This is a genomic window from Nocardia heshunensis, from assembly GCF_054782115.1.
In genome coordinates, this window is sequence record NZ_BAAGTC010000002.1 from 535,816 (window position 1) to 558,439 (window position 22,624).

The window sequence follows — 22,624 nt, forward strand, 5'->3', positions numbered from 1 at the left end:
GGTGCCGCTATCCGACGTGGGTCATGCCGAGGGTGCACCGTTGGGTGTTGGCGTCCCAGCTCAGGCCGATCAGACGGCATTCGAGCTGCGAGAGCATCGACGAGCCCGAACTCGAACCCGAGGAGCCGGTGTCGGCGGTTGCGGTGCCGGTCGCGAGCAGGGTCGCGGCCGCGCAACCGGCGAGCAGGAGGGGGAGGCGTTGTGTCAGTGTGGATCTCATCGGTGTTCTCCTATCCGACGGCCGGCATGTCGCTGTAGCTGCACGCCGGGGGTAGGCCCCGGCTGAGGTGCACGAGTGTGCAATAGAGCCCGAGTAGGCCGCCGCTGGAGCCCGTGCCGGAGCCCGAGGCCGTGCTGCCGTCGATTGCCGTGGCTGCGGGTACGGGGGTGGGCGGGGCGGCCTGGGCGGCTCCGGTGGCGCAGAGGGTGGCGATGGCGCAGGTGGCCAGGAGGGTGGGGAGGCGTTGTGTCAGAGCCGATTTCATCGGGGTCTCCTTGCTGAAACGTGCTCAAACTGTAAAAGGAATGTGTTTCAGAAGGATGCCGTGAGTTCTGGGGGCTGGAAACGACTGTGCCGCCGACCCGTTGGGGTGGCGGCACAGCGGTTCGGTGGAGCTAAACGCAGATGTCCAGGACGGGGATCCAGGTCTTGCCGTTGAACTTGCAGATGGCGGCGTTGGCCAGTTCGCTGAAGCTGGAACCGGTGCCGCCGATATTGCTCGAGCCGGAGCCGCCGGAGCCGGAGGGGACCGACGGGATCGACGAACCGGAGTTGGCGACCGGGGTGACGGGCTCGAGGGGGAGCGGGGCGGCCGACGCCGCGCCCGCCGCGGTCAGGGTCGCGGCGGAGAGGGCGGCGGCCGCCAGGGTGGCGGCGGCGAAACGGGTCTTCATCAGGTGTGCTCCTTGCAGGGGGTCTATGGCTGGGACCCTACAAGGGTTGACTTAGTTGCGTTTCAGATTGGGATTGGTAATTTCGGACCGGTCCGGTTACTTCCGGAAGGACTTCGGCAGGGGGTAGCCCTTCGCGTCCATGACCTCGCGCGCCCGGTTCGGGTAGTCGGTGATGATGCCGTCCACGCCCGCATCCAGCTGCTTGCCGATGGAGTCCTTGTCGTTCACGGTCCAGGGGACCACCTTGATCGCGAGATCGCGGGCCTTTCGGACATATTCGGCGGCATTCGTCAGCAATTGATAATCCGGCGACGAAATGTCCGCTCCCAGAGCCTTGATCGCACCCAGTGCGTCGTCGGCGTGATCCTCGTAGCGAATCGGGCCCAGCCACATGCTGTTCGGCTTGAAGGTGGTGGCGTCGTAGAGGGCGACGGTCGGAATGCTCGCATTGCGCGCCTTCACCAGCGGCAGGCTGCGCCAGTCGAAACTCTGGATCTCGACTTTCGGCGTGGCCCCGGCCTGTTCGATGGTGTCGAGGATGACGCTCACGAATTCCTCGGGGGTGGCCGACTGTTCGGGGTGCTCGGCCTCGACCTTGGTCTCCACGTTGTAGCGCAGGGTGTCGAACGCGCCCGGGTAGGTCTTCACCAGATCGAACAATTCGGGCAGTCGGGCGATCTTGTTGCCCGGAAGTTCCTGCGCGTCGGGGAATCCCGCCAGCTTCTTGCCGCAGTCGAGGGTGTGGACCTGGTCGTAGCTGAGATCGTGGACCAGCTTGCCGACGTAGGGATACTGCGGATCACCCGGGAACGCGGCGGCCGTGTCGGTGCACTTCTCGGCCTGGATGACCGGGTCGTGCCAAATGAGCGGGACCTTGTCCTTGGTCAGCACGATGTCGAGTTCCAGTGTGGAGACGCCCAGTTCGATGGCCTTGGCGAAGCCGGGCAGCGACTCCTCGATGGTCATGCCCCGGCCGCCGCGGTGAGCTTGAAGGTCGAACGGCCGGTGCGTGTCCGCCGTCGGCGACGTCGTGGACGAGGAGTTCTTGTCGTTAGAGTTGTCGCTGCAAGCCGCCGCGCCGAGCGTGGCGGCCGTGACTCCGAGTAGTACAAAAGCGCGCTTGAGCTGCATTGATGTCACTCCGGTGGAAGTCATGGCCGGACCATAGCAAGGATTCGGTACTCTCCCCTGCATGGGTGCACTGATCGCGATAGAAGGGCTCGACGGCGCGGGTAAGCGCACGTTGACCGATGCTGTCGTCGCCGATCTGACCGCCCGCGGCCTCCGGGTCGCGACCCTCGCCTTCCCGCGCTACGGCGCTTCGGTGCACGCGGACCTCGCCGCCGAGGCGCTGCGCGGCGGCCATGGAGATACCGCCCAGTCTGTGAACGCCATGGCGCTGCTGTTCGCCCTCGACCGCGCCGACGCCCGCGACGAGCTGTCGAAACTGCTGGCGGACAACGACATCGTGCTACTCGACCGCTACGTGGCCTCCAATGCGGCGTATTCGGCGGCGCGCATGGGGCAGGACGCGCGCGGTGAAATCGTGGCCTGGGTGGCCGAATTGGAGTTCGAGCGCTTCGCACTGCCCGCCCCGAATGTCCAGATCCTTCTCGATGTCCCAGTTGATGTGGCCGAGGAGCGCGCTCGCCTGCGCGGAGCGGCCGACACAGCGCGCGCACTCGATGCATACGAGAAAGACGGTGGTCTGCAGCGCCGCACCGGTACTGTCTACCGTGAGCTGGCCGAAATCAACTGGCGTGGAAGCTGGTGGGTGCATCGGACCGGTGACGAACCGGCAACACTTGCCGCGCGCCTCGCGGAAATTGTTGCTGGATAGGGTTGGATGTGCGCCGACAGGTCACGAGTGTTGGCGTGGCGGCCGAATCAGAGCCGGAGAGGTGACAAACTAGACGTTATGAAGCCGAAGATTCTGGTCGTCGACGACGATATGGCTCTCGCGGAGATGCTCACGATCGTCTTGCGGGGTGAGGGTTTCGATCCCCACGTCGTCGGAGACGGCACGCAGGCATTGACCGCGGTCCGGGAGCTGCGCCCGGATCTCGTGTTGCTGGATCTCATGCTGCCCGGCATGAACGGCATCGACGTGTGCCGGGTGCTGCGAGCCGATTCGGGAGTGCCCATCGTGATGCTGACGGCGAAGACCGATACGGTCGACGTCGTCCTGGGTTTGGAAAGCGGCGCCGACGATTACATCGTCAAGCCGTTCAAGCCGAAGGAACTCGTTGCTCGGGTGCGGGCCCGCCTGCGCCGCACCGAGGAAGAGCCGCAGGAACTGTTGTCCATTGCCGACATCGTCATCGATGTGCCCGCGCACAAGGTGACTCGCGGCGGTCAGCAGATCTCGCTGACTCCACTGGAATTCGATCTACTGGTGGCGCTGGCCCGCAAGCCACGCCAGGTGTTCACCCGCGAGGTGCTCCTCGAACAGGTCTGGGGCTACCGGCATGCCGCCGATACCCGCCTGGTCAACGTGCACGTACAGCGGTTGCGCGCCAAGGTGGAGAAGGATCCGGAGAACCCTGAGATCGTGCTGACCGTGCGAGGTGTGGGCTACAAGGCCGGACCGCCGTGATCGCTGGTTCCAGAAACCGCGTTCAGCGGTTGCTGGCGGTAGTGGTGGCCTGGTTCCGCAATCTGGGCGAGCAACTGGGCCATGTGTGGCGGCGTTCGCTGCAGTTGCGTGTTGTCGTGTCCACGCTCACCCTGTCGCTGATCGTCATCACGATTCTCGGAGTCGTGCTGACATCGCAGATCACCGACCGGTTGTTGGACGCGAAGATCAACGCGGCCGTCGAGGAGATGGGTCGCGCCCGCAATACCGTTCAGAATCAACTTGCCGGAGTGCACGATTCGGGCACCCAGCAGAGCCGTTTGGACGATGCCCGCCGCGCGCTGTTCTCCAGCGCCGGCGGGACCCAAACCGGCGGCGCCGCAGGCAGTTACGAGGCCGCCCTGGCCATGACGGGGGACACCGGGCAGGAGATCACCTCGGGCGCGATCCAGGAGATCCCTACGGAGCTGCGCCAATTCGTCAAGCAGCGCCAGGTCTCCTATCAGTTCGCGACGGTGTCGAGTCCGGATGGGTACAAGGGATCCGCGCTGATCATCGGCAGCCCGTCCGCCGATATCGATTCGCTCGAGATCTATCTGATCTTCCCGCTCACCAATGAGCAACGCAGCCTGTCGCTCATGCGCGGCACCATGCTCATCGGCGGCATCGTGCTGCTGGTGTTGCTGGCCGCGATCACCGCGCTGGTGACGCGACAAGTCGTGCTGCCCATCAGATCCGCGGCGCGGATCGCGAGTCGTTTCGCCGACGGACGACTCAAAGAGCGCATGCTGGTGCGCGGTGAGGACGACATGGCCAGGCTGGCCATGTCGTTCAACGAGATGGCCGAAAGCTTGTCCAACCAGATCACCCAACTCGAGGAGTTCGGAAATCTGCAGCGACGCTTCACCTCCGACGTCAGCCATGAACTGCGCACACCGTTGACCACGGTGCGCATGGCGGCCGACCTCATCCACGGATCCAGCGACGACCTGGACCCGGCGCTGGCGCGTTCGGCCGAACTGCTCGTCAACGAACTCGACCGCTTCGAGGGGCTGCTCAACGATCTGCTCGAGATCAGCCGTCACGACGCGGGTGTGGCCGAGCTGCAGGTGGAATCGCTGGACGTGCGCATGTGCGCGCGGGCCGCGGTCTCCACGGTGCGGCACCTGGCCAAGGAATCCGGAGTGGAACTCGTGGTCGACATGCCCGAGGAACCCCTTGTCGCCGAGGTGGATCCGCGCCGTGTCGAGCGCGTGCTGCGCAACCTGCTCGCCAATGCCATCGACCACAGCGAGGGCAAGCCGGTGCTGATGCGGATGCGCGGCGACGCGGACGCCAACGCGGTCGCCATCGTGGTGCGCGATCAGGGCGTCGGCCTGCGGCCCGGTGAAGAGAAGCTGGTGTTCAACCGGTTCTGGCGCTCGGACCCGTCGCGCATGCGGCGCTCCGGCGGCACCGGCCTGGGCCTGTCCATCAGCGTCGAGGACGCCAACCTGCACGAGGGCAAGCTGGAAGCCTGGGGCGAGATCGGCGTGGGCGCGAGCTTCCGGCTCACCCTGCCGCTGGTGCGCGGGCGCAAGCTCGGGCAGAGCCCACTGTCGTTGGATCCGCCCAAGATTCGCGGCGCGGTCTCGCCGGAGCAGCTGGCGCTCGACATCGCCGGATCGGACGCCACCCCGGAGGCCATCGCCTCCGCGGCGGCCGTGCTGGAATCCGCGCCCGCCCCACTGGAATTGGAGGCCGCTGGTGGCGAGGTGGAGACCTCGGCCAACGGGGAGGCCGGATTCGAGTCCATCGCACCGGAATTCCCGTCGAAGGCCGAGCCGGACGGCTCCTTATGAGGGCTGCCCCAGCCCGGCGGGTGCTGGTCGTGATCGGCTGCCTGCTGTCCCTGTCCGCCTGCGCGAGCCTGCCCGACTCCTCGGCTCCGCAGGCGCTGGGCAGCCTCGACCACCAGCCCACCAGCACCGCCCCCAACCCGCCCATCGCCGGGCGCGAACCCGAACAGCTGCTGCTGGACTTCCTGCAGGCCACCGCCGACCCGAGCAATCGGCATCAGGCCGCGCGGCAGTTCCTCTCGCCCGCCGCCAATGTGCAGTGGGACGACGCGGCGGCCACCACCATCGTGGATTCCCAGCCCAACACGCTGCGCGAATCCCGCACGAATGACGCCGCCACCTATGTGATTCGGGCCCGCAAGATCGGCGAGCTCGCGACCGACGGCTCCTACCGCGCCGCCGACGGCACCCTGGAAACCAAGGTCGACATGGAGAAGATCGACGGCCAGTGGCGGATCAAGGATCTGCCGTCCGGCGTCATCGTCGAACAGGCCGCCTTCTCCAAGTCCTACCACCGGTACTCGCTGTTCTTCCCCAATATCGCCGGGCTGGCCATGGTGCCCGACCTGCGTTGGATCTCCGTGCGCAAGGATCAACTGGCGCAACGGCTGCTGAGCCTGCTCGGCGAGGGACCGCAGGCCGCGCTCGCACCGGCCGTGCACAACCCGATGAGCGCGCCCGTGGCGCTGCGCGGGCCGATCACCAAGGCCAACGGCGATCCGGAGAACGTCGGCGTCGGCGGCGGCGGAGTGGGCGTCGACTTTTCCGGCGCGACCCCGCTGGACCCGCCCACCCGTGACCTGATGGCCGCGCAGGTGGTGCTGACGCTGTCCAGCGCCGACGTGGTCGGGCCGTACCTGCTCAATGCCGACGGCAAACCGCTCGACGAGAAGTTCACCAACGGCTGGCAGCGCGCCGATGTCGAGGCCAAGAGCCCGGATGTCATCGCCCGCAATCGGATCGGCCTGCACGCCGTGCGGGACGGGTCGCTGGTGGCGGTCACCGACACCGGGATCGTGCCCGCCCCCGGCTTCTTCGGCACCACGCACACCCTGCAGTCGGTCGGGCTCTCACCCGACGGGCAGCTGGTCGCCGCGGTCGCCAAGTCCGGCCGCCCCGACCCGGAACCCGAACGCACCCTGATCATCGGCACCTACGACGGGCAGGGCGGCTTCCCGGTTGCCACCGGCGGCACCTTCACCCGGCCGTCCTGGCCCGCCGACGGTAGCTCCGCCTGGTCGGTGGTGGACGGCGACCGGGTGATCCGCGCCGTGCACGACCGCAGCACCGGCAATGTGTCGGTGCAGGACGTGGACATCGCCGAACTGGTGGCGGCGGCGGCCAATTCGACGTCCCCGCGCACCCCGATCACCGAACTGCGCATCTCCCCGTCGGGGGCGCGCGCCGCGATCATCGCCAACGGCAAGGTGTACGTGGCCGTGGTGGTGCCGCAGGCCAACGGGAAGTTCTCGCTGACCTCGCCGCTGCCGCTGGCCATCGGCTTGAGCACGCCCGCGGTGTCCATCGACTGGCTCACCGACGAGAAGGTCGTGGTGGGCCGCGACGGCAATGTGGATCCGGTGGCCGGCGTCCTGGTGGACGGCTCCGAGTTCCGCGCCCAGACCTCGCAGAATCTGACGCCGCCGGTGCGGGTGCTCAGCGCCGCGCCCGATCAGGAGTACGTGGCCGACTCGCGGGCGGTGCTGGAACTGACCCGCAATCCCGAAGGGCGCGAGGACTACTGGCGCGAAGTTCCGGGATTGGGGGCCAACGCGGTCCCGGTGCTGCCCGGCTAGGCGCACACTGAGGGCATGGGGGAGCTGCTGGATCTGATCCTGCCGCGCGTGTGCGGCGGGTGCGGGCGGGCGGGAACCGCCTGGTGCGCCCGGTGTGCGGATGCCTTGTCGGGACCGCCGATTCGCATTCGCCCGCGTGCGGATCCCGGCGTGCCGTGCTGGGCGCTGGGTGCCCATCGAGGTGCGCCACGGGCGGCCGTGCTGGCCGTCAAGGAGCATTGCCGGTGGGACCTGACAAAGCCGTTGGGCTTCGCGATGGCCAGGGGACTGGATCATTTGCGGGACACCGCGCGTCCGTTGATATTGGTCCCCGCTCCGACGCGGCGCGCGGCCGCACGCTCGCGGGGAGGCGATCCGGTGGCGCGTTCCGGAGGCGTCGCGGCGAGTTCGCTGCCGGGTTGCCGACTAGTGCGTATGTTGCGCATGCGACCAGGTGTGCGCGACTCGGTGGGCCTGGGACACCGCGATCGCCAGCACAATCTGCACGGGCGGATCATCGTAGCCACCACCCGGCCACCGGGTGTCCTTTTTCCGGCAAATGCCGAGGTAGTGCTGATCGATGACGTGTTGACCACCGGTGTCACGATGCGTGAATCGGTGCATGCGCTGGCTGAGGCGGGAGTGACTGTTCGTGCCGCGCTGGTTACCTGCGCGGCTTGATTCTTCGAAATTTGCGTGAACACTGGCGGACAGGTCGCTGGCGCACTAGGTTGGCGATCAGACACCCGAACCGCAAGTTTGGAGGTGGCGCCTCGGACCCTATGTGCCGAGCGAATCATTCGATCGGCACACGTTTCAATCCCGCCGCACGAGCGGCTTGTGCGGCCAGATCCGGGAGGTACGCGTGACGACTACTTCACGACTCTCAGCGAAGAACGCAGACACCGCGGTCTTGCTCGATGACGAGGTCATCTCAGAAGATATGCCCAATCGGGCGACCAAGGCGGATGTCGTGGTCAAGGGCCGGACCCTCGGTGAGGGTGGAGTCCCCGACCATTTCCGAATTCACGTGGCGGACAAGCTCTCTCGCTTGGAGCGCTTCGACCCCACCATCTACCTCTTCGATGTGGAACTCACCCACGAACGCAACCGTCGTCAACGCAAGAACTGCCAGCGGATAGAGATCACCGCCCGCGGCAAGGGTCCGGTCGTCCGGGCCGAAGCCTGCGCGGACAGCTTCTATGCCGCCCTCGAGCAGGCGGTCGAGAAGCTCGAGAGCCGATTGCGTCGGCTCAAGGACCGCCGTCGCGTCCATCACGGGGACAAGACACCGATCTCGGTGTCGGAGGCGACCGCCGGACTGCTCGACGAATCCCTGTTCGCCTCGAACGGGTCGGGCGCCCATGAACATTCGGCCGAGGAGGACGGCGAATCCGCCGGTCCCGGCCACGTCGTGCGTGTGAAGCAGCACCCTGCCATCCCCATGACGGTCGATGACGCCCTCTATCAGATGGAGCTCGTCGGCCACGATTTCTTCATGTTCCAGGACAAGGAGACCGACCGACCGTCGGTCGTCTATCGCCGCCACGCCTTCGACTACGGGCTCATCAGGCTCGCTTAGCGGCTACAGGAACAGTTACCCCTTTCGACCGGGGTCTCGGGACAGGCCCCGGTCGACTACGAACCTGCACAGCTGTACCGACTCTTGCTGTTACGTGCTGTATCAGTTAAAACTTGGTCATGGCTAAACCAGGCGCTCGCCGTGCTGTCATCGTCGCCGGGGCGCGAACCCCGTTCGTGCGGGCATTCACCGATTTCACTCGGATGGACTCCATCGATCTGGCCGGCACCGCCGTGCGCGGGCTGCTGGAACGCACCGGATTGCCCAAGCCGGACGTGCAAGCGATCGTGTGGGGCGGGGTGATCCTGCCCAGCGCCGCGCCGAACATTGCGCGGGAGATCGCTCTCGACCTGGAACTCGATCCCGGCTGCGAGGGATACACCGTCACCCGTGCGTGCGCGTCGGGCCTGCAGGCGGTGGTCTCCGCGGCGGCGGCCATCGAGCGCGGCGAATACGACATCATGATCGCCGGCGGCAGCGACTCCACCAGCAATGCCGAGGTCAAACTGCCGCAGAAGCTGGTGCACGCCGCCGCGCCCTTGGCCCTGGGCAAGCCCAAGGCCAAGGACTACCTCAGCGCGGCAACACAACTCGCACCCTTCTTCGACCTGATGCCGCGGCGCCCGCAGATCGCCGAACGCACCACCGGCGAGGTGATGGGCGAATCGGCCGAGAAGATGGCCCGCATCCACGGCATTTCGCGTGGGGCGCAGGACAATTTCGCGGCCACCTCGCATCACCGGGCGGCCGCGGCCATCGAATCCGGGCGCTTCGACCGCGAGGTGCTCTCGGTGCGTACGCCCGACGGCGTGGCGGTCTCCCGCGACGGCCTGGTCCGGCGCGACACCAGCCTGGCCAAACTGTCCAAGCTGGCACCGGTTTTCGCCGAGGACGGCACCGTCACCGCGGGCAACTCCAGCCCGCTCACCGACGGCGCGTCCGCGGTGCTGCTGATGAGCGAGGAGAAGGCGCGCGCGCTCGGCTTCGAACCACTCGCCGCCTTCCGCTCCTGGAGCTTCGTCAGCGTCGACCCGCGCGACCAGGTCCTCATCGGCCCCGCCATCTCCATGCCCCGCGCCCTCGACAAGGCCGGAATGTCGCTGGCGGACATCGATTTCGTCGACATCCACGAGGCCTTCGCCGCCCAGACCCTGTCGGTCGTCTCGGCCCTGGCCAGCGATGAATGGGCCAAGACCCGCCTGGACCGCGACACCGCCGTCGGCACCATCGACCCGGCCAAGCTCAATGTGCACGGCGGCTCGGTGTCCCTCGGTCACCCCTTCGGCGCCACCGGCGCCCGCATGGTCACCACCATGGCCAACGAACTCGCCCTGACCGGCAAGTCGACCGCGCTGCTGGGCATCTGCGCCGCGGGCGGCATCGGCGCCTCGGCGGTGCTCGAACGCGTCTGATCCGACCGTTACGGCGCGAATGTGTCTTCGCGCAGGTAGGCCCCGGTTCGCGGTAGCGGATCGGGGCCTTTTCGGCGTCGGGCGGATGTCGTTGGTGGTGAACCGGTGTCGAATGGGTATCCAGAGGGGGATGAGGCGAGCGGAGGTGGGTCATGGTCGGGCGGACGATGATCGGGGCCGCGGCGATCGGGATCGCGATCGGTGTCGGTGTGAGTGGGACGGGAAGCGCTGCGGCGCAGCCACTCCCCGCGACCGGGTCGGACGGCGGGCAGCCGGTGTCCGACTACGACCTGGGCCAGCGGCTGCGCTCCGCGGATCAACACGCCGGTGAACGGATTCCCGTGTACGGGCTGGTGTATTCGGACGCGGCAGTCTGGACCCTGGCCTTCGTGCACGGCGGGCCGACCGATTACTACACCATCGACGGCTCGCGGGTGGAGCTCGCCGGACCGGTCGGTGCGGCCCTGACACAGGGCGACGTCTTCACCGGCACCATCACCATCACCGGCAAGGCCGACTCCGGCGACCCCGTGGTCACCCTCGACGACGCGGCCGTCATCGGACACCGCCCTACCGAGCCGCCGCGCTGACACAATGAACCGGTGGGATTCCGGGAGTGGAAGCAGGCGGTCTCGCACGGCGACAGTGATCGCGCCATCGCGGTGCGGATGGGGACCAACCAGATGCGGGTGTCGCGCCATTTGAGCGGGGAGACTCCGGTGGCGGAGACCGTCATCGCGTTCAGTCGCACCTACGGGGTGAGTCCGGTCGAGGGGTTGATCGCGGCCGGATTCCTGAACCGGGACGATGTGCACCGGGCCTCGCTGGTCGAGGCTTTACGCGAGGCGACCGGCGCGGAACTGGCCGCCGAGGTCACCCGGCGGCTCGCGCAAACGGGGGAATAGCGGATTCGCGAATGCTCTGTCGGTCACATGTGATCGACAGAGCAATTTCGCATGACCGCATTGCGGGGACCGGGAGTTTCAGGCTTGAGAAGCCCGCTTTCGGTGGCCCCGGTCACGCCGTTTACTGAGCGCACTCATCTTGGACGGTTGACCGAATCGGCCTAGCGTCGGTGGTGCAAAGCGAATCAATGCACGAAAGCCGGTGTTTTCCGATGTCTGTTCGTAAGATCGTTCTTTCCTCTGTCGTCGCCGTTCCCGTGGCTACCGCCGTCGTGCTGGCCGGAGCCGGAACCGCTTCCGCCGCCACCGTTTCCGATCCCGCCCCCATCTCGGACGTGCAGCGCGACCCCACCACCGGAATCCCGGTGGACACCCTCAACCGCATGGGCCAGACCGCGGGCGCGGGCGCGGGCATCGGCGCGGTCGCCGGTGGCGTCGCGGGCGGTGTCGCCGGTGGCGTCGTCGGCCTGCCGCTGGGCCTGACCGGTGCCGCGATCGGCGCGGGCATCGGTAGCGGAATCGGCACCGGTACCGGCACCGCGGCCGGAGCGGCTGCCGGTGCGGGCGTGGGTGCCGTCCCGGGTGCCGCCGCAGGTCTGACCGCGGGCACCGTGATCGGTGGCGTCGTCGGTTTCGCCGCGGGCGAGGCCATCCCGGTCGCCGTCGGTGCCGCCGGTGGTGCGCTGGTCGGCGCGGGTGTCGGTGCCGCGATCGGCGCGGGCGTCGGCTACGCGCAGTCCCCGCAGCACTGAGAACCGGACCGCTCGGACCTCTTCGAACGCGAAACCCCGATCCGCCTGTGCGGATCGGGGTTTCGCGCTGTCGCGGGCGGTGTCGTCACGCGGGTTCGATCAGGTGGATGCCGAGGTCGAGGGTGAGGGTTTTGCCGATCATGCCGCCGAAGGACGGGCCGACGCCGAAGTCGGTGCGGTCCAGAGCGCCGGTGGCAGTGAAGGCGATGGCCTGGCGGCCGGTCACCGGGTGCGGGCGCAGGCCGTTCCAGGCGGCCGACAGCGTGAGCGGGCGGATCCGATCGGCGAAGGTGACTTCGCCGTCCACCTCGAAGGATTCGCCGATGATGACCGGTGCGGGCGCGTGGAAGGTCATGGTCGGCCGGTTCTCGACATCCAGGAAGTCGGCGTGCCGGACGTGGTCGTCGCGCTTGGCATTGCCGGTGTGGAAGGAATCCAGGTGGATGGTCGCTTCGATGGCGGCCGCACCGGAGTCGTCCACCACGAATTCGGTGTCGAAGCGCTGGAATTCACCGCGCACCTTGATCAGCCCGAAGCTGCGCAGGGTGAACGCGACGGTGGAGGGCGCGAGGTCGAGGGTCCAGCGGCCGGGAGCCAGGGTGATGCGGGTCGAAGTCGTCATAAGTTGACTGTGGTCCGCTTACTCGCCCGCAACCAGACCGGCTTGATCCGGGGACTGCCGGTCCGTGGCTAAATATCCGCGCGCGCGGTGAATTGCTCCCAGTGGATGGCGGATTCGAGCGGGCGGCGGGTGCGCCAGCCGAAGCGTTCCAGGTCGGGCACCCGCTGGAACTCGTGCACCGGGCCGACACAGAGCCAGGCGACCGGCTTCACATCGCCGGGGAGGTCGAGCAGGTCCGTCAGGAATGGCTCGTCGTAGAAGCTGACCCAGCCGACGCCCACGCCCTCGGCGGTGGCGGCCAGCCACAGGTTCTGAATGGCCAGGATGGTCGAGTAGATGCCGGTCTCGGGCACGGTCGCCCGCCCCAGCACATGGGTGCCGCCGCGGGACTGATTGTGCGTCACCACGATTCCGGTGCCGCTCTCGACAATGCCCTCGATCTTGATGGGATTGAAGGTCTCCGCGCGGTCGGCGGGCAGCCCGTCGTGGAACTGCTGGCGCTTCTCCGCGACGTGGTCGGCGAATTTGCTCAGTGTGGCCGGGTCGCGTAGCACCACGAAGTCCCAGGGCATGGAATTGCCGACGCTGGGGGCGCGATGGGCGGCCTCGAGAATGCGCAGCAGGGTGGCATCGTCGACCACCTGACCATTGAATTCGGCGCGGACGTCACGGCGCAGGCGGATCGCGTCGTAGACGCTCAGACATTCGGGGGTACTACAGGGACCTTCGGAACACACGGCCTCCAGTGAACACGACGCCCCCGCCGGGATTCCGGCGGGGGCGTCGGGCTCAGGCTGTGCTCAGCTCACCAGGCGGGAGGGGATCAGCTCGCCATGGCGGGCTGCTTGCGGCGGGCCAGCTTGCGGCCGCCCTCCTGCAGTGCGGTGCGCAGGCCGCGACGGCGTCCGGTCATCGGGTCGATGGTGGACTGGCCGCCGAAGACCTTCTCCGACTTGGTTTCCGGAGCGTCGTCGGTGCCGCGGCGCAGGTACTTGTTCGGCAGCGACAGCTTCATGATGGTGCGCCACGACTTGGCGTACTGCACCGGCAGCGAACCGGTGGTGTAGGGCAGGTCGTACTTCTCGCACAGGGCCCGCACCCGAACGGCGATGTCCTTGAGCCGGTTGGACGGGATGTTCGGGTACAGGTGGTGCTCGATCTGGTGCGAGAGGTTGCCGGTCATGAAGTGCATGAGCGGGCCGCCGGAGATATTGGCGCTGCCCAGCATCTGCCGCAGGTACCACTCGGCCTGGGTCTCGTTGTCGCAGTCGCCCTTGGTGAACTTCTCCGCGCCGTCCGGGAAGTGGCCGCAGAAGATGACCGCGTTGGTCCACACATTGCGGATCACATTGGCGGCCAGGTTCGCGGTCAGCGTGCCCACGAAGGCCGGGCCGGTGAGCAGTGGGAAGATCAGGTAGTCCTTGGCGGCCTGCTTGCCGATCTTCTTCAGGACGGTGTTGCGGTCCTCTTCGAACTGGCGGCGCTCGGGGGAATCCGGGGCCCACTTCTTCTTGGCGACCTTGCCGAGCTCCAGATGCTGGATGGCGACACCGTATTCGAAGAACATCTGCAGCAGCAGGTTGTAGACCGGCTGGCCGAGGTAGAACGGGGACCAGCGCTGATCACGGGTGACGCGCAGCAGGCCGTAGCCGATGTCGTCGTCCATGCCGAGCACATTGGTGTACTTGTGGTGCAGGAAATTGTGGGTGATCTTCCAGTGTTCGGAGGGACCGGCGTTGTCCCATTCCCACTTGGTGGAGTGGATTTCCGGATCGTTCATCCAGTCCCACTGCCCGTGCATCACATTGTGGCCGATCTCCATGTTCTCGATGATCTTGGCGGTGCCGAGCAGCGCCACGCCGGCCAACCAAGCCGGCGGGAAGAGACTAGCGAAAAGCACTGCGCGGCCACTGATCTCGAGGCCGCGCTGGAGACGGATCACATTGCGGATGTAGCGGGCATCCTGCTGCCCCAGGGAGGATTCGACCTCGCGGCGGATGGCGTCTAGCTCCGCCCCGATCGCTTCGACATCCTCCGGGGTGAGGTGCGCGTATTCCTTGACATCCGAGATCGCCATGCGGGTTACAGTACCGTAAGTTACGGTCCCGTAGGTTGGCGAGGAATGAATCTCTACTGTGTCGAATACCGCGTTGTGTTCGCTACTCGACTCTGCTAGCGATTACGGCGAAGCTTACGCGAAAACCAACCGCCCCGTTGCGCTTTCTCGGACAGCAAAGCCTTTTCGAGCCTTGCCTTTTCCTGCAGCGCCACCTTGGCCTCGCGCAACACCTGCTTCTCGTGCGCGGCCTTCTCCTTCAGCACAATCTTGGCTTCCTGCAATGCCGACCGCAGTCCGCGCCGTTCACCCGTCACCGGGTCCACGCCCCAGGACGGCTGATGCTCGGCCAGCCACTCGCTCGCGCTGTGCTCGTTCAACCATTCACCGCCGTGCTCGGCCAGCCATTCACTGCCGTTCAACGCGGGCAGCGCGGGCAGGGTGATACCCGCGAACTTGCGCTCGGAGGAGGTCTCCGGGGCGTCGTCGGACGTGCGCTTGAGCCACTGATCCGGCAGCGCCAGCTTGTGAATGGTGCGGAACGCCAACAGGTATTGCTTGGCCAGCGAGCCCGTGGTGTACGGCAGGTCGTACTTGTCGCACAACTCCTGCACCTTCACCGACACCTCCCGATACCGATTGCTCGGAATATCCGGGAACAGGTGATGCTCGATCTGGTAGCTCAGATTGCCGCTCATGAACGCCATTGCCGGACCCGAATCGAAATTCGCGCTGCCCAGCATCTGCCGCAGGTACCACTCGCCCTGCGTCTCGTTCTCGAACTGCTCCTCGGTGAATTTCTGTGCGCCGTCGGGGAAATGGCCACAGAAGATCACCGCGTATGCCCACAGATTGCGGACCAGGTTCGCGGTGGCATTCGCCTTGAGCGTCGACTTCCACGCCGGACCGGTCAGCGCCGGATAGATCACGAAATCCTTGGCGACCTGCTTGCCGGCCTTGCGCCAGAACGCCTTGTTCGGCTCGGTGAGGATGTGGCGCGGGGGGAAGAGTTGACTCGTGGGCACGCCCATCTGCTCTTTGGTGGCCGCCAGATCGTGCAGGGCGATACCCCACTCGAACAGCGCGGCCAGCACCAGATTCGCGAAGGGCTGCGCCAGGTTGATCGGCTTCCACTCCTCGTCGCGCGTCATGCGCAGGATGCCGAAGCCCAGATCGTCATCCATGTCGAGGATGTTGGTGTACATGTGGTGCGAGTAGTTGTGGGCGGCCTTCCACTGCGCGGAAGTACCCGTCATATCCCACTCCCACGTGGTGGAGTGGATCTCCGGGTCGTTCATCCAGTCCCACTGCCCGTGGCTGATGTTGTGCCCGAGCTCCATGTTCTCGATGATCTTGGCCACCGACAGCAGGGCGGTGCCCGTCAGCCAAGCCCAGCGCTTCTTCGACGCGAACAGCGTCGCGCGCCCGGCGGCCTCCAGAATCCGTTGTGCCGCAATGGTGCGACGGATGTATTTCGCATCCTTCTCACCCAGCGACAACTCAACCTCGCGACGAATCGAGTCGAGCTCATGCCCGAGCGATTCGATATCGGCCGCCGAGAGATGGGCGAACGCCTTGATATCGGTGATTGCCACCGGCGGTCCTTCCGTGGTTGATCTGCCGTGCGCCCCCCGCAGTAATTGCTATCGAGGGTAGCCGTTCTCGCGCGCCGCGGCCGCAGCCGGTGCGGGCGTCACACTTCCAGCGTGCAGTCCCCGGCCGCGGCCGAGATGCAGGTCTGGATCTTGTCTCCCGCGCGATGTTCCTTGCCACTGCGCAGATCTCGCACGTGGCCTTCTGTGACGGTCACCACACAGGTCTGGCAGATGCCCATGCGGCAGCCGAACGGCATCTGCACGCCCGCGTCCTCACCGGCCTGCAGCAGTGTGGTCGCACCGTCGATCTCGATGGACTTTCCGGCCTTGGCGAAGGTGACATTGCCACCCTCGGCGGTCGCGTTGCGCTCGATCTCGAAGCGTTCGACATGCAGGTGTTCGGCCAGACCGGCGGCGGCCCAATGCTTCTCGATCTCGTCGAGCATGGGCAGCGGGCCGCAGGCCCAGACCTCGCGCTCGCGCCAGTCCGGGCACACCTCGTCCAGATCGCTGAGCGCGAACTTGCCCTTCTCGCCGGTCAGGTGCAGGTGCGCGGTGAAACCCGGTCGGCGCTCGTGCAATTCGCGCAGTTCGTCGCCGAACATGACGTCGTCGGGGGTGCGGGCGGAGTGGATGTGCAGCACATCCGGGACCGAGTCGCGGCGATCCATGGTGCGCAGCATGGCCATCACCGGGGTGATGCCCGAGCCCGCGGTCAGGAACAGCACCTTGCTCGGCGTCGGCTCCGGCAGCACGAACCCGCCCTGCGGGGCCGCCAGGCGCACGATGGTCCCCTCCGGCACACCGGAGACGATGTGGCTGGACAGGAAGCCCTCCGGCATCGCCTTCACCGCGATGGAGATGAGCCGCTTGCCCTTGTGCCCGGCCTCGCCGGTCCAATCCGGCGGGCAGGTCAGCGAATACGAGCGCCAGTGCCAGCGGCCGTCCACCAGCACGCCGATGCCGATGTACTGGCCCGGGGAGAACTTGAAGTCGAAGCCCCAGCCCGGCTTGATCACCAGGGTGGCCGAATCGGCGGTCTCCTTGCGGACCTCCACGATGCGGCCGCGCAGCTCACGCGCCGACCAGAGCGGGTTGATCAGGTGCGCGTAGTCGTCCGGCAATAGGGGAGTGGTGATCCGCGCCGCCGCGCCACGCAGGGTGTCGAGGGGGGTCCGTCCGGCGTTGCCGCCTTCGGCCACGGGAGCCTCCAGCCATTCCCGCAGCGCACGCACGGAAAAACCACTCTTCGAAGCCATGATCCGGAAACCGTTCCTATCGTCGTACCGCGTCCGTCACAGCCAGGTTACGGCATCGTAGGTTACGGTGCCGGAGCTAGATCCGAACAGCTGCTCAGAGCAGGTCCAGCAGGAAGGGGAGTTCCTGCGCGGCGTACCAGGCGAGCTGGTGGTCCTCGGCGTCGCCGAGCACGAATTCGGCGTCGGTGTCGCCCATGTCGGCGGCGTCGATCACGCCGACGGCCTTGGAGACCTCGGACTCGGCCTCGGCCAGATCCACGTGGATGGAGGCGATGCGGTCGTAAGGGATCGCGGCCGACAGGCGGACCACCGCGTCGTCGAGGTCGGGGCGCAGGGTCGCACCGTCCACATCGGCGGCGATGACCGCGCGACGGAAGATCGGTCCGGCGGGGGCGGTGTCGGATTCGTCACCGGCATCGGCGCCGCCCAGGTCGGCGGCTTCCTGTTCCTGAGCCAGCAGCCGCAGCGAGGCGCGGGCGGCCTCGGCCATGGCCACCTCGGCCAGTTCCTCGTCGTCGCCGGAGGCGTACGCCTCCCGCAGCGCGGGCGTCACCGCGAAGGCGGTGTCGTTGAGCGCGCGAATCTCGCGGTCGGCGACCAGTTCCCGCAGCATCGGCACCGTGGCCGGGACGTAGACCCGTAGCTTGTTGGATACGGCGGACGACTCACTGGACGCAGGCACCGAGCATCTCCTCCATCGACTCGTGCACCGAAGCGGTCAGCACCGCGATATCGGCCATGGCGTCGCGATCGGCCGTGAGCCCGTAGAACACGCGTCCGTCGTAGGACGTGAGACCGATGCTCAAAGCCTGAAAGCGCAGCAATGGCGACACCGGGTACATCTCCAGCATCCGCGCGCCGCCGATATACATGGCCTGCTGCGGACCCGGCGCGTTGGTGATCACCAGATTGAACGTGTGCTCTGCAAAAGTACTCGCCGAGCGCACGCTCATCGCATGCAGGCTCGCCGGAGCGAATCCGGCCATGTGCACGAGTGTCCGGGCCCGCACCCCGCGCTGATGGCGGTCGTGCGCCTCGGTGGCGTGTTTGATGTGCTCCATCCGGATCACCGGATTGGGTTCGCCCACCGGCAGATCCAGCAGCAGCGAGGTGACCTCGCCCGCGGGCTTGAGCTCGCCGTGCGGGCCGTCGGCGTAGACCGACATGGGCACCACCGCGCGCAGTTGATCGGCCTCGGTGAGCACCTGCCCGCGCGAGAGCAACCAGTTGCGCAATGCACCCGTCACCACCGCGAGGATCACGTCGTTGATCGAACAGTCGAACCGCTTGCGGATCTTGCGGTAGTCCTCGAGATCGGTGCGCACCACCTCGAAGCGGCGATTGCGCGAGGTGCGCGTGTTCAGGGGACTGTCGGGTGCGCCGATGGCCGCGGTGCGGACCATGGACACCAGTTTCGCGACCGCCTTGCCGGTGGCATCGACCATGGCGAAGGCTTCCGCCACGTGATGGCGGGCCACCTCCAGACCCTCGCGCGGCTGGGTAGCCAGGTGCAGCACCGCGCCGACCAGGAGTTCGAGATCCGCGGGTTCGCGATGCGCGATCCAGGCGTCGTCGGCGACCTCGCGCGGGGCGGTCGAGGTGTCCAGGATCACATGGCCGATCTCGAGCGCGCTGTCCCCGTCGACCAGCGCCGAATGGGTCTTGGTGAAGATCGCGCAGCGGCCCTCCGAGAGGCCCTCGACCAGGTACATCTCCCACAGCGGCCGGGTGTGGTCGAGCGGGCGGGAAGCCAGCCGTGCCACCAGGTCCAGCAGCTGTTCGTCGGTGCCCGGTTCGGGCAGCGCGGAGCGGCGGATGTGATAGGTGATGTCGAAGTGGCCGTCGTCCACCCACACCGGGCGGCCCAGTGCGAACGGGATCTCCCGTACTTTGCGGCGGTAGAGCGGCACCAGTGGCAGCCGCGATTCGACCAGCGACACCAGCCGCTCGTAATCCAGCGGCCCGCTCCCGGCATTCCCGGTCGGTGCGGGATTGCGCAGGATGGCCAGGGAGCCGATGTGCATCGGGTTGCTACTGGATTCCAACCGGTAGAACGACGCGTCCTGGGGCGTCAGTCTGGTGATCACGCTGCCCGCTACTCCCTTATCCCTGCCTTCGCCCGCGGAAGTTCCCCCTGCCGAGGCGTCGGCTGTCCGACGGTGTACACCGTCTTGGAGGCAAGCTATCGCAATCCGATCACCTGGGGGAATGGATGGGCGGCACTGCCCGAGCCGGACCCCCTACATGGTACGGCAGGGGTTTCGAAACAGCCTCGCCCGCAAGGGCATTCGCTGAGAGGTCGCTGGCCCGTCGAGGGCGGTTTCGGCAACCCGGATTTCACAGCTTCCCCTCAGCGGGCGGTCCATCCCCGCCGCACTTCAGCACCTATGCTGGGCTGCGGATTACCATGGCTTAAAGATTGCGCGCCCGCGCGCGATGTTCCCTGCCTTGGTGGGGGCTACCGACAACACCGACCAGAGGACTACAAGACCCGTGCCTGCGCTGAGTTTTTCAAGGTTGCTACGGATTGGTGAGGGTCGCACGGTCAAGCGGCTCGCGAGTCTCGCGGATGAGGTCATCGCCCTCGACGAGGAGTACACCGCGCTCTCGGACGCCGAACTCCAGGCCAAGACCGCGGAGTTCAAGGAACGCTACGCCGACGGCGAGAGCCTCGACGAACTGCTGCTCGAGGCCTTCGCGACCGCGCGGGAGGCGTCGTGGCGGGTGCTCAACCAGAAGCACTACAAGGTGCAGATCATGGGTGGCGGCGCCCTGCACATCGGCAATGTCGCGGAGATGAAGACCGGTGAGGGCAAGACCCTGACCTGTGTGCTGCCCGCCTACCTCAACGCCATCTCCGGCGAGGGCGTGCACGTCGTCACCGTCAACGACTATCTCGCCAAGCGCGACGCCGAGTGGATGGGTCGCGTGCACCGCTTCCTCGGTCTCGAGGTCGGCGTGATCCTCGGCGGCATGACCCCGGCCGAGCGTCGCGACGCCTACGCCGCGGACATCACCTACGGCACGAACAACGAGTTCGGCTTCGACTACCTGCGCGACAACATGACCCACTCGCTGGACGATCTGGTGCAGCGCGGGCACAACTTCGCCATCGTCGACGAGGTCGACTCGATCCTCATCGACGAGGCCCGGACCCCGCTGATCATCTCGGGCCCGGCCGACGCCTCCTCGAAGTGGTACGCGGAGTTCGCGCGCATCGCGCCGCTGCTGAAGAAGGACCTGCACTACGAGGTCGACATCAAGAAGCGCACCATCGGTGTGCACGAGGCCGGTGTCGAATTCGTCGAGGACCAGCTGGGCATCGACAACCTCTACGAGGCCGCGAACTCGCCCCTGGTGAGCTACCTGAACAACGCCATCAAGGCCAAGGAGCTCTACACCAAGGACAAGGACTACATCGTCCGCAGCGGTGAGGTCATCATCGTCGACGAGTTCACCGGTCGAATCCTGGTGGGCCGCCGCTACAACGAGGGCATGCACCAGGCGATCGAGGCCAAGGAAGGCGTCGAGATCCAGCCGGAGAACCAGACGCTGGCCACCATCACGCTGCAGAACTACTTCCGGCTGTACGACAAGCTGTCAGGCATGACCGGTACCGCCGAGACCGAGGCGGCCGAGCTGCACCAGACCTACGGCCTGGGCGTGGTGCCGATCCCGACCAACAAGCCGATGATCCGCCAGGACCAGTCGGACCTGATCTACAAGACCGAAGAGGCCAAGTACGTCGCGGTCGCCGACGACATCCAGGAGAAGCACGAGCAGGGTCAGCCGGTCCTGGTCGGCACCACCTCGGTCGAGCGCTCGGAGTACCTGTCGAAGCTGCTGACCAAGCGCGGCATTCCGCACAACGTGCTCAATGCCAAGTTCCACGAGCAGGAAGCGCAGATCGTCGCCGAGGCCGGTCGCCCGGGCGCGGTCACGGTGGCCACCAATATGGCCGGTCGTGGTACCGACGTCGTGCTGGGCGGTAACCCGGACATCATCGCCGACATCCTGCTGCGTCGTCAGGGCCTGGACCCGGTGGAGACCCCGGACGAGTACGAGGCCCAGTGGCACACCACGCTGGAGCGGGTCAAGGAGCAGGTCGACGAGGACGCCGACGCCGTGCGCGACGCGGGCGGCCTCTACGTGCTGGGCACCGAGCGCCACGAGTCGCGGCGCATCGACAACCAGCTGCGCGGTCGTTCCGGCCGGCAGGGCGACCCTGGCGAGTCCCGCTTCTACCTGTCGCTGGGTGACGAGCTGATGCGGCGCTTCAACGGCGCGGCGCTGGAGTCGATCATGACCCGGCTCAACCTGCCCGACGATGTGCCGATCGAGGCCAAGATGGTCTCGCGTGCCATCAAGTCCGCGCAGACCCAGGTCGAGCAGCAGAACTACGAGATCCGCAAGAACGTCCTCAAGTACGACGAGGTCATGAACCAGCAGCGCAAGGTGATCTACGCCGAGCGCGCCCGCATCCTCAATGGTGAGGACATGGAGGGCCAGGTGCAGGAGATGATCACCGACGTGATCACCGCCTACGTCACCGGCGCCACCGCCGAGGGCTACGTCGAGGACTGGGATCTCGAAAAGCTGTGGGGCGCACTGAAGACGCTGTACCCCATCGGGATCGCGTACAAGGACCTCACCGGCGAGAGCGAGACCGGCGAGGTCGGCGAGCTGTCCCGCGAGGAACTGCTGGACGCCGTGCTGGAGGACGCGCACGCGGCCTACGACAACCGCGAGGCCGAGATCGACGGCCTGGCCGGTCCGGAGAGCATGCGCAAGCTGGAGCATCAGATCCTGCTGAGCGTGCTGGACCGCAAGTGGCGCGAGCACCTCTACGAGATGGACTACCTCAAGGAGGGCATCGGCCTGCGTGCCATGGCGCAGCGCGATCCGCTGGTCGAGTACCAGCGCGAGGGCTTCGACATGTTCGCCGCGATGCTCGAGGGTCTGAAGGAGGAGTCGGTCGGCTTCCTGTTCAACCTGCAGGTCGAGGTGCAGCAGCCGCAGCCCACCGGCATGAATGTGGCCGCGGGCCTGCAGTCGCCGGTCGGCAACCGTCCGCTGCCGACCCAGGAGGACGCGGTCGCCAACGGCAATGCGGCTCCGGCAGCGTTGCGCGCCAAGGGAATCGACGAGTCCGGCCCGCGCGGGCTGTCCTACTCCGGTCCCGACGAGGGCGGTCACGCCGCCGTGCGCAGTGACAGCGACGAGTACGGCAACGAGGACGGCCAGAGCGGCACCCGCCGCGAGCGTCGTGAGGCGGCTCGCAACGAGGGCAAGCAGGATCGCGCCCCGCGCAGCAAGCGTCGGCACTAGGTAGTCGAAAAACGGTGAGCCCCGGGCGTTT

22 protein-coding genes are annotated in these 22,624 nt (G+C 66.8%); 11 read left to right on the plus strand and 11 right to left on the minus strand.

The genetic code is table 11. The annotated features are described in order from the left end of the window. Nucleotides 1-7: 7 nt before the first annotated feature. The 4 genes from ACYVN4_RS02560 to ACYVN4_RS02575 all read right to left on the minus strand — a co-directional run bounded on the left by ACYVN4_RS02560 (nt 8) and on the right by ACYVN4_RS02575 (nt 2,049). Nucleotides 8-220: a hypothetical protein gene (locus tag ACYVN4_RS02560; RefSeq protein ID WP_460717581.1), complete on the minus strand. Its 213-nt coding sequence runs from the start codon at nt 218-220 to the stop codon at nt 8-10. Between the two features lie 10 nt (nt 221-230). Further along, the gene (locus ACYVN4_RS02565; protein WP_460717582.1) at nt 231-485 is read right to left on the minus strand and encodes a hypothetical protein; all 255 of its coding nucleotides are present in this window, start codon (nt 483-485) and stop codon (nt 231-233) included. Nucleotides 486-615: 130 nt separating this feature from the next. Then, nucleotides 616-894, minus strand: a complete 279-nt coding sequence (locus tag ACYVN4_RS02570) for a hypothetical protein (RefSeq protein ID WP_460717583.1) — start codon at nt 892-894, stop codon at nt 616-618. 96 nt (nt 895-990) lie between these two features. Beyond that, nucleotides 991-2,049, minus strand: coding sequence for a glycerophosphodiester phosphodiesterase (locus tag ACYVN4_RS02575; protein WP_460717584.1), 1,059 nt, complete (start codon nt 2,047-2,049; stop codon nt 991-993). 37 nt (nt 2,050-2,086) lie between these two features. On the opposite strand from ACYVN4_RS02575, the gene ACYVN4_RS02580 reads away from it, so the two are divergent. From ACYVN4_RS02580 to ACYVN4_RS02625, 10 genes are all read left to right on the plus strand, one after another. Continuing rightward, nucleotides 2,087-2,734, plus strand: coding sequence for a dTMP kinase (locus ACYVN4_RS02580; protein ID WP_460717585.1), 648 nt, complete (start codon nt 2,087-2,089; stop codon nt 2,732-2,734). A gap of 78 nt (nt 2,735-2,812) precedes the next feature. Then, nucleotides 2,813-3,490, plus strand: coding sequence for an MtrAB system response regulator MtrA (gene mtrA / locus ACYVN4_RS02585; RefSeq protein WP_029931579.1), 678 nt, complete (start codon nt 2,813-2,815; stop codon nt 3,488-3,490). Beyond that, a complete protein-coding gene (gene mtrB, locus ACYVN4_RS02590) occupies nt 3,487-5,310 on the plus strand; it encodes an MtrAB system histidine kinase MtrB (protein ID WP_460717586.1) in 1,824 nt (607 codons plus the stop codon). Before mtrA ends, mtrB begins: the two co-directional genes overlap by 4 nt. Continuing rightward, on the plus strand, nt 5,307-7,103 hold the full coding sequence (gene lpqB / locus ACYVN4_RS02595; protein ID WP_460717587.1) for an MtrAB system accessory lipoprotein LpqB: 1,797 nt from the start codon (nt 5,307-5,309) through the stop codon (nt 7,101-7,103). The genes mtrB and lpqB overlap by 4 nt, the downstream gene beginning before the upstream one ends. Nucleotides 7,104-7,301: 198 nt before the next feature. Next, nucleotides 7,302-7,763 (plus strand): ComF family protein, encoded by a 462-nt coding sequence (locus ACYVN4_RS02600; RefSeq protein ID WP_460717588.1) that lies wholly within the window; start codon nt 7,302-7,304, stop codon nt 7,761-7,763. A gap of 262 nt (nt 7,764-8,025) precedes the next feature. Then, on the plus strand, nt 8,026-8,664 hold the full coding sequence (gene hpf / locus ACYVN4_RS02605; RefSeq protein WP_460718340.1) for a ribosome hibernation-promoting factor, HPF/YfiA family: 639 nt from the start codon (nt 8,026-8,028) through the stop codon (nt 8,662-8,664). Nucleotides 8,665-8,783: 119 nt separating this feature from the next. Further along, complete coding sequence (locus ACYVN4_RS02610) at nt 8,784-10,076, plus strand: acetyl-CoA C-acyltransferase (RefSeq protein WP_460717589.1); 1,293 nt, start codon at nt 8,784-8,786, stop codon at nt 10,074-10,076. Nucleotides 10,077-10,228: 152 nt separating this feature from the next. Further along, complete coding sequence (locus tag ACYVN4_RS02615) at nt 10,229-10,666, plus strand: hypothetical protein (RefSeq protein ID WP_460717590.1); 438 nt, start codon at nt 10,229-10,231, stop codon at nt 10,664-10,666. 12 nt (nt 10,667-10,678) lie between these two features. After that, nucleotides 10,679-10,981 carry a hypothetical protein gene (locus tag ACYVN4_RS02620; RefSeq protein ID WP_460717591.1) on the plus strand — a complete coding sequence of 101 codons (303 nt, stop codon included), beginning with the start codon at nt 10,679-10,681 and terminating at the stop codon, nt 10,979-10,981. 212 nt (nt 10,982-11,193) lie between these two features. Further along, nucleotides 11,194-11,733 carry a hypothetical protein gene (locus tag ACYVN4_RS02625; protein ID WP_460717592.1) on the plus strand — a complete coding sequence of 180 codons (540 nt, stop codon included), beginning with the start codon at nt 11,194-11,196 and terminating at the stop codon, nt 11,731-11,733. An 85-nt stretch (nt 11,734-11,818) separates the two neighbouring features. On the opposite strand, the gene ACYVN4_RS02630 is transcribed toward ACYVN4_RS02625, so the two are convergent. From ACYVN4_RS02630 to ACYVN4_RS02660, 7 genes are all read right to left on the minus strand, one after another. Continuing rightward, entirely contained in the window at nt 11,819-12,355 is a 537-nt protein-coding gene (locus ACYVN4_RS02630; protein ID WP_460717593.1) for a YceI family protein, read from the minus strand. A gap of 68 nt (nt 12,356-12,423) precedes the next feature. Beyond that, a complete protein-coding gene (gene bluB / locus ACYVN4_RS02635) occupies nt 12,424-13,056 on the minus strand; it encodes a 5,6-dimethylbenzimidazole synthase (protein ID WP_460718341.1) in 633 nt (210 codons plus the stop codon). A 122-nt stretch (nt 13,057-13,178) separates the two neighbouring features. Then, a complete protein-coding gene (locus ACYVN4_RS02640) occupies nt 13,179-14,432 on the minus strand; it encodes a fatty acid desaturase family protein (protein WP_460717594.1) in 1,254 nt (417 codons plus the stop codon). Nucleotides 14,433-14,527: 95 nt separating this feature from the next. Next, nucleotides 14,528-16,006 carry a fatty acid desaturase family protein gene (locus tag ACYVN4_RS02645; RefSeq protein ID WP_460717595.1) on the minus strand — a complete coding sequence of 493 codons (1,479 nt, stop codon included), beginning with the start codon at nt 16,004-16,006 and terminating at the stop codon, nt 14,528-14,530. A gap of 98 nt (nt 16,007-16,104) precedes the next feature. Further along, on the minus strand, nt 16,105-17,265 hold the full coding sequence (locus tag ACYVN4_RS02650; RefSeq protein WP_460717596.1) for a ferredoxin reductase: 1,161 nt from the start codon (nt 17,263-17,265) through the stop codon (nt 16,105-16,107). A gap of 94 nt (nt 17,266-17,359) precedes the next feature. Further along, nucleotides 17,360-17,947 carry a DUF6912 family protein gene (locus tag ACYVN4_RS02655; protein ID WP_460717597.1) on the minus strand — a complete coding sequence of 196 codons (588 nt, stop codon included), beginning with the start codon at nt 17,945-17,947 and terminating at the stop codon, nt 17,360-17,362. Continuing rightward, on the minus strand, nt 17,931-19,352 hold the full coding sequence (locus ACYVN4_RS02660; RefSeq protein ID WP_460717598.1) for a WS/DGAT/MGAT family O-acyltransferase: 1,422 nt from the start codon (nt 19,350-19,352) through the stop codon (nt 17,931-17,933). Before ACYVN4_RS02660 ends, ACYVN4_RS02655 begins: the two co-directional genes overlap by 17 nt. Before the next feature lie 406 nt (nt 19,353-19,758). On the opposite strand from ACYVN4_RS02660, the gene secA reads away from it, so the two are divergent. After that, on the plus strand, nt 19,759-22,593 hold the full coding sequence (secA, locus tag ACYVN4_RS02665) for a preprotein translocase subunit SecA (protein WP_460717599.1): 2,835 nt from the start codon (nt 19,759-19,761) through the stop codon (nt 22,591-22,593). Nucleotides 22,594-22,624: the final 31 nt, after the last annotated feature.

Bases quoted from the DNA above. Each gene is read 5' to 3' on its own strand.
- ACYVN4_RS02630 (WP_460717593.1), bottom strand. From the start codon at position 12,355: ATGACGACTTCGACCCGCATCACCCTGGCTCCCGGCCGCTGGACCCTC.
- mtrA (WP_029931579.1), top strand. From the start codon at position 2,813: ATGAAGCCGAAGATTCTGGTCGTCGACGACGATATGGCTCTCGCGGAG.
- ACYVN4_RS02560 (WP_460717581.1), bottom strand. From the start codon at position 220: ATGAGATCCACACTGACACAACGCCTCCCCCTCCTGCTCGCCGGTTGC.
- ACYVN4_RS02615 (WP_460717590.1), top strand. From the start codon at position 10,229: ATGGTCGGGCGGACGATGATCGGGGCCGCGGCGATCGGGATCGCGATC.
- ACYVN4_RS02580 (WP_460717585.1), top strand. From the start codon at position 2,087: ATGGGTGCACTGATCGCGATAGAAGGGCTCGACGGCGCGGGTAAGCGC.
- ACYVN4_RS02625 (WP_460717592.1), top strand. From the start codon at position 11,194: ATGTCTGTTCGTAAGATCGTTCTTTCCTCTGTCGTCGCCGTTCCCGTG.
- lpqB (WP_460717587.1), top strand. From the start codon at position 5,307: ATGAGGGCTGCCCCAGCCCGGCGGGTGCTGGTCGTGATCGGCTGCCTG.
- ACYVN4_RS02565 (WP_460717582.1), bottom strand. From the start codon at position 485: ATGAAATCGGCTCTGACACAACGCCTCCCCACCCTCCTGGCCACCTGC.
- ACYVN4_RS02650 (WP_460717596.1), bottom strand. From the start codon at position 17,265: ATGGCTTCGAAGAGTGGTTTTTCCGTGCGTGCGCTGCGGGAATGGCTG.
- ACYVN4_RS02610 (WP_460717589.1), top strand. From the start codon at position 8,784: ATGGCTAAACCAGGCGCTCGCCGTGCTGTCATCGTCGCCGGGGCGCGA.
- ACYVN4_RS02640 (WP_460717594.1), bottom strand. From the start codon at position 14,432: ATGGCGATCTCGGATGTCAAGGAATACGCGCACCTCACCCCGGAGGAT.
- ACYVN4_RS02575 (WP_460717584.1), bottom strand. From the start codon at position 2,049: ATGACTTCCACCGGAGTGACATCAATGCAGCTCAAGCGCGCTTTTGTA.
- ACYVN4_RS02570 (WP_460717583.1), bottom strand. From the start codon at position 894: ATGAAGACCCGTTTCGCCGCCGCCACCCTGGCGGCCGCCGCCCTCTCC.
- hpf (WP_460718340.1), top strand. From the start codon at position 8,026: ATGCCCAATCGGGCGACCAAGGCGGATGTCGTGGTCAAGGGCCGGACC.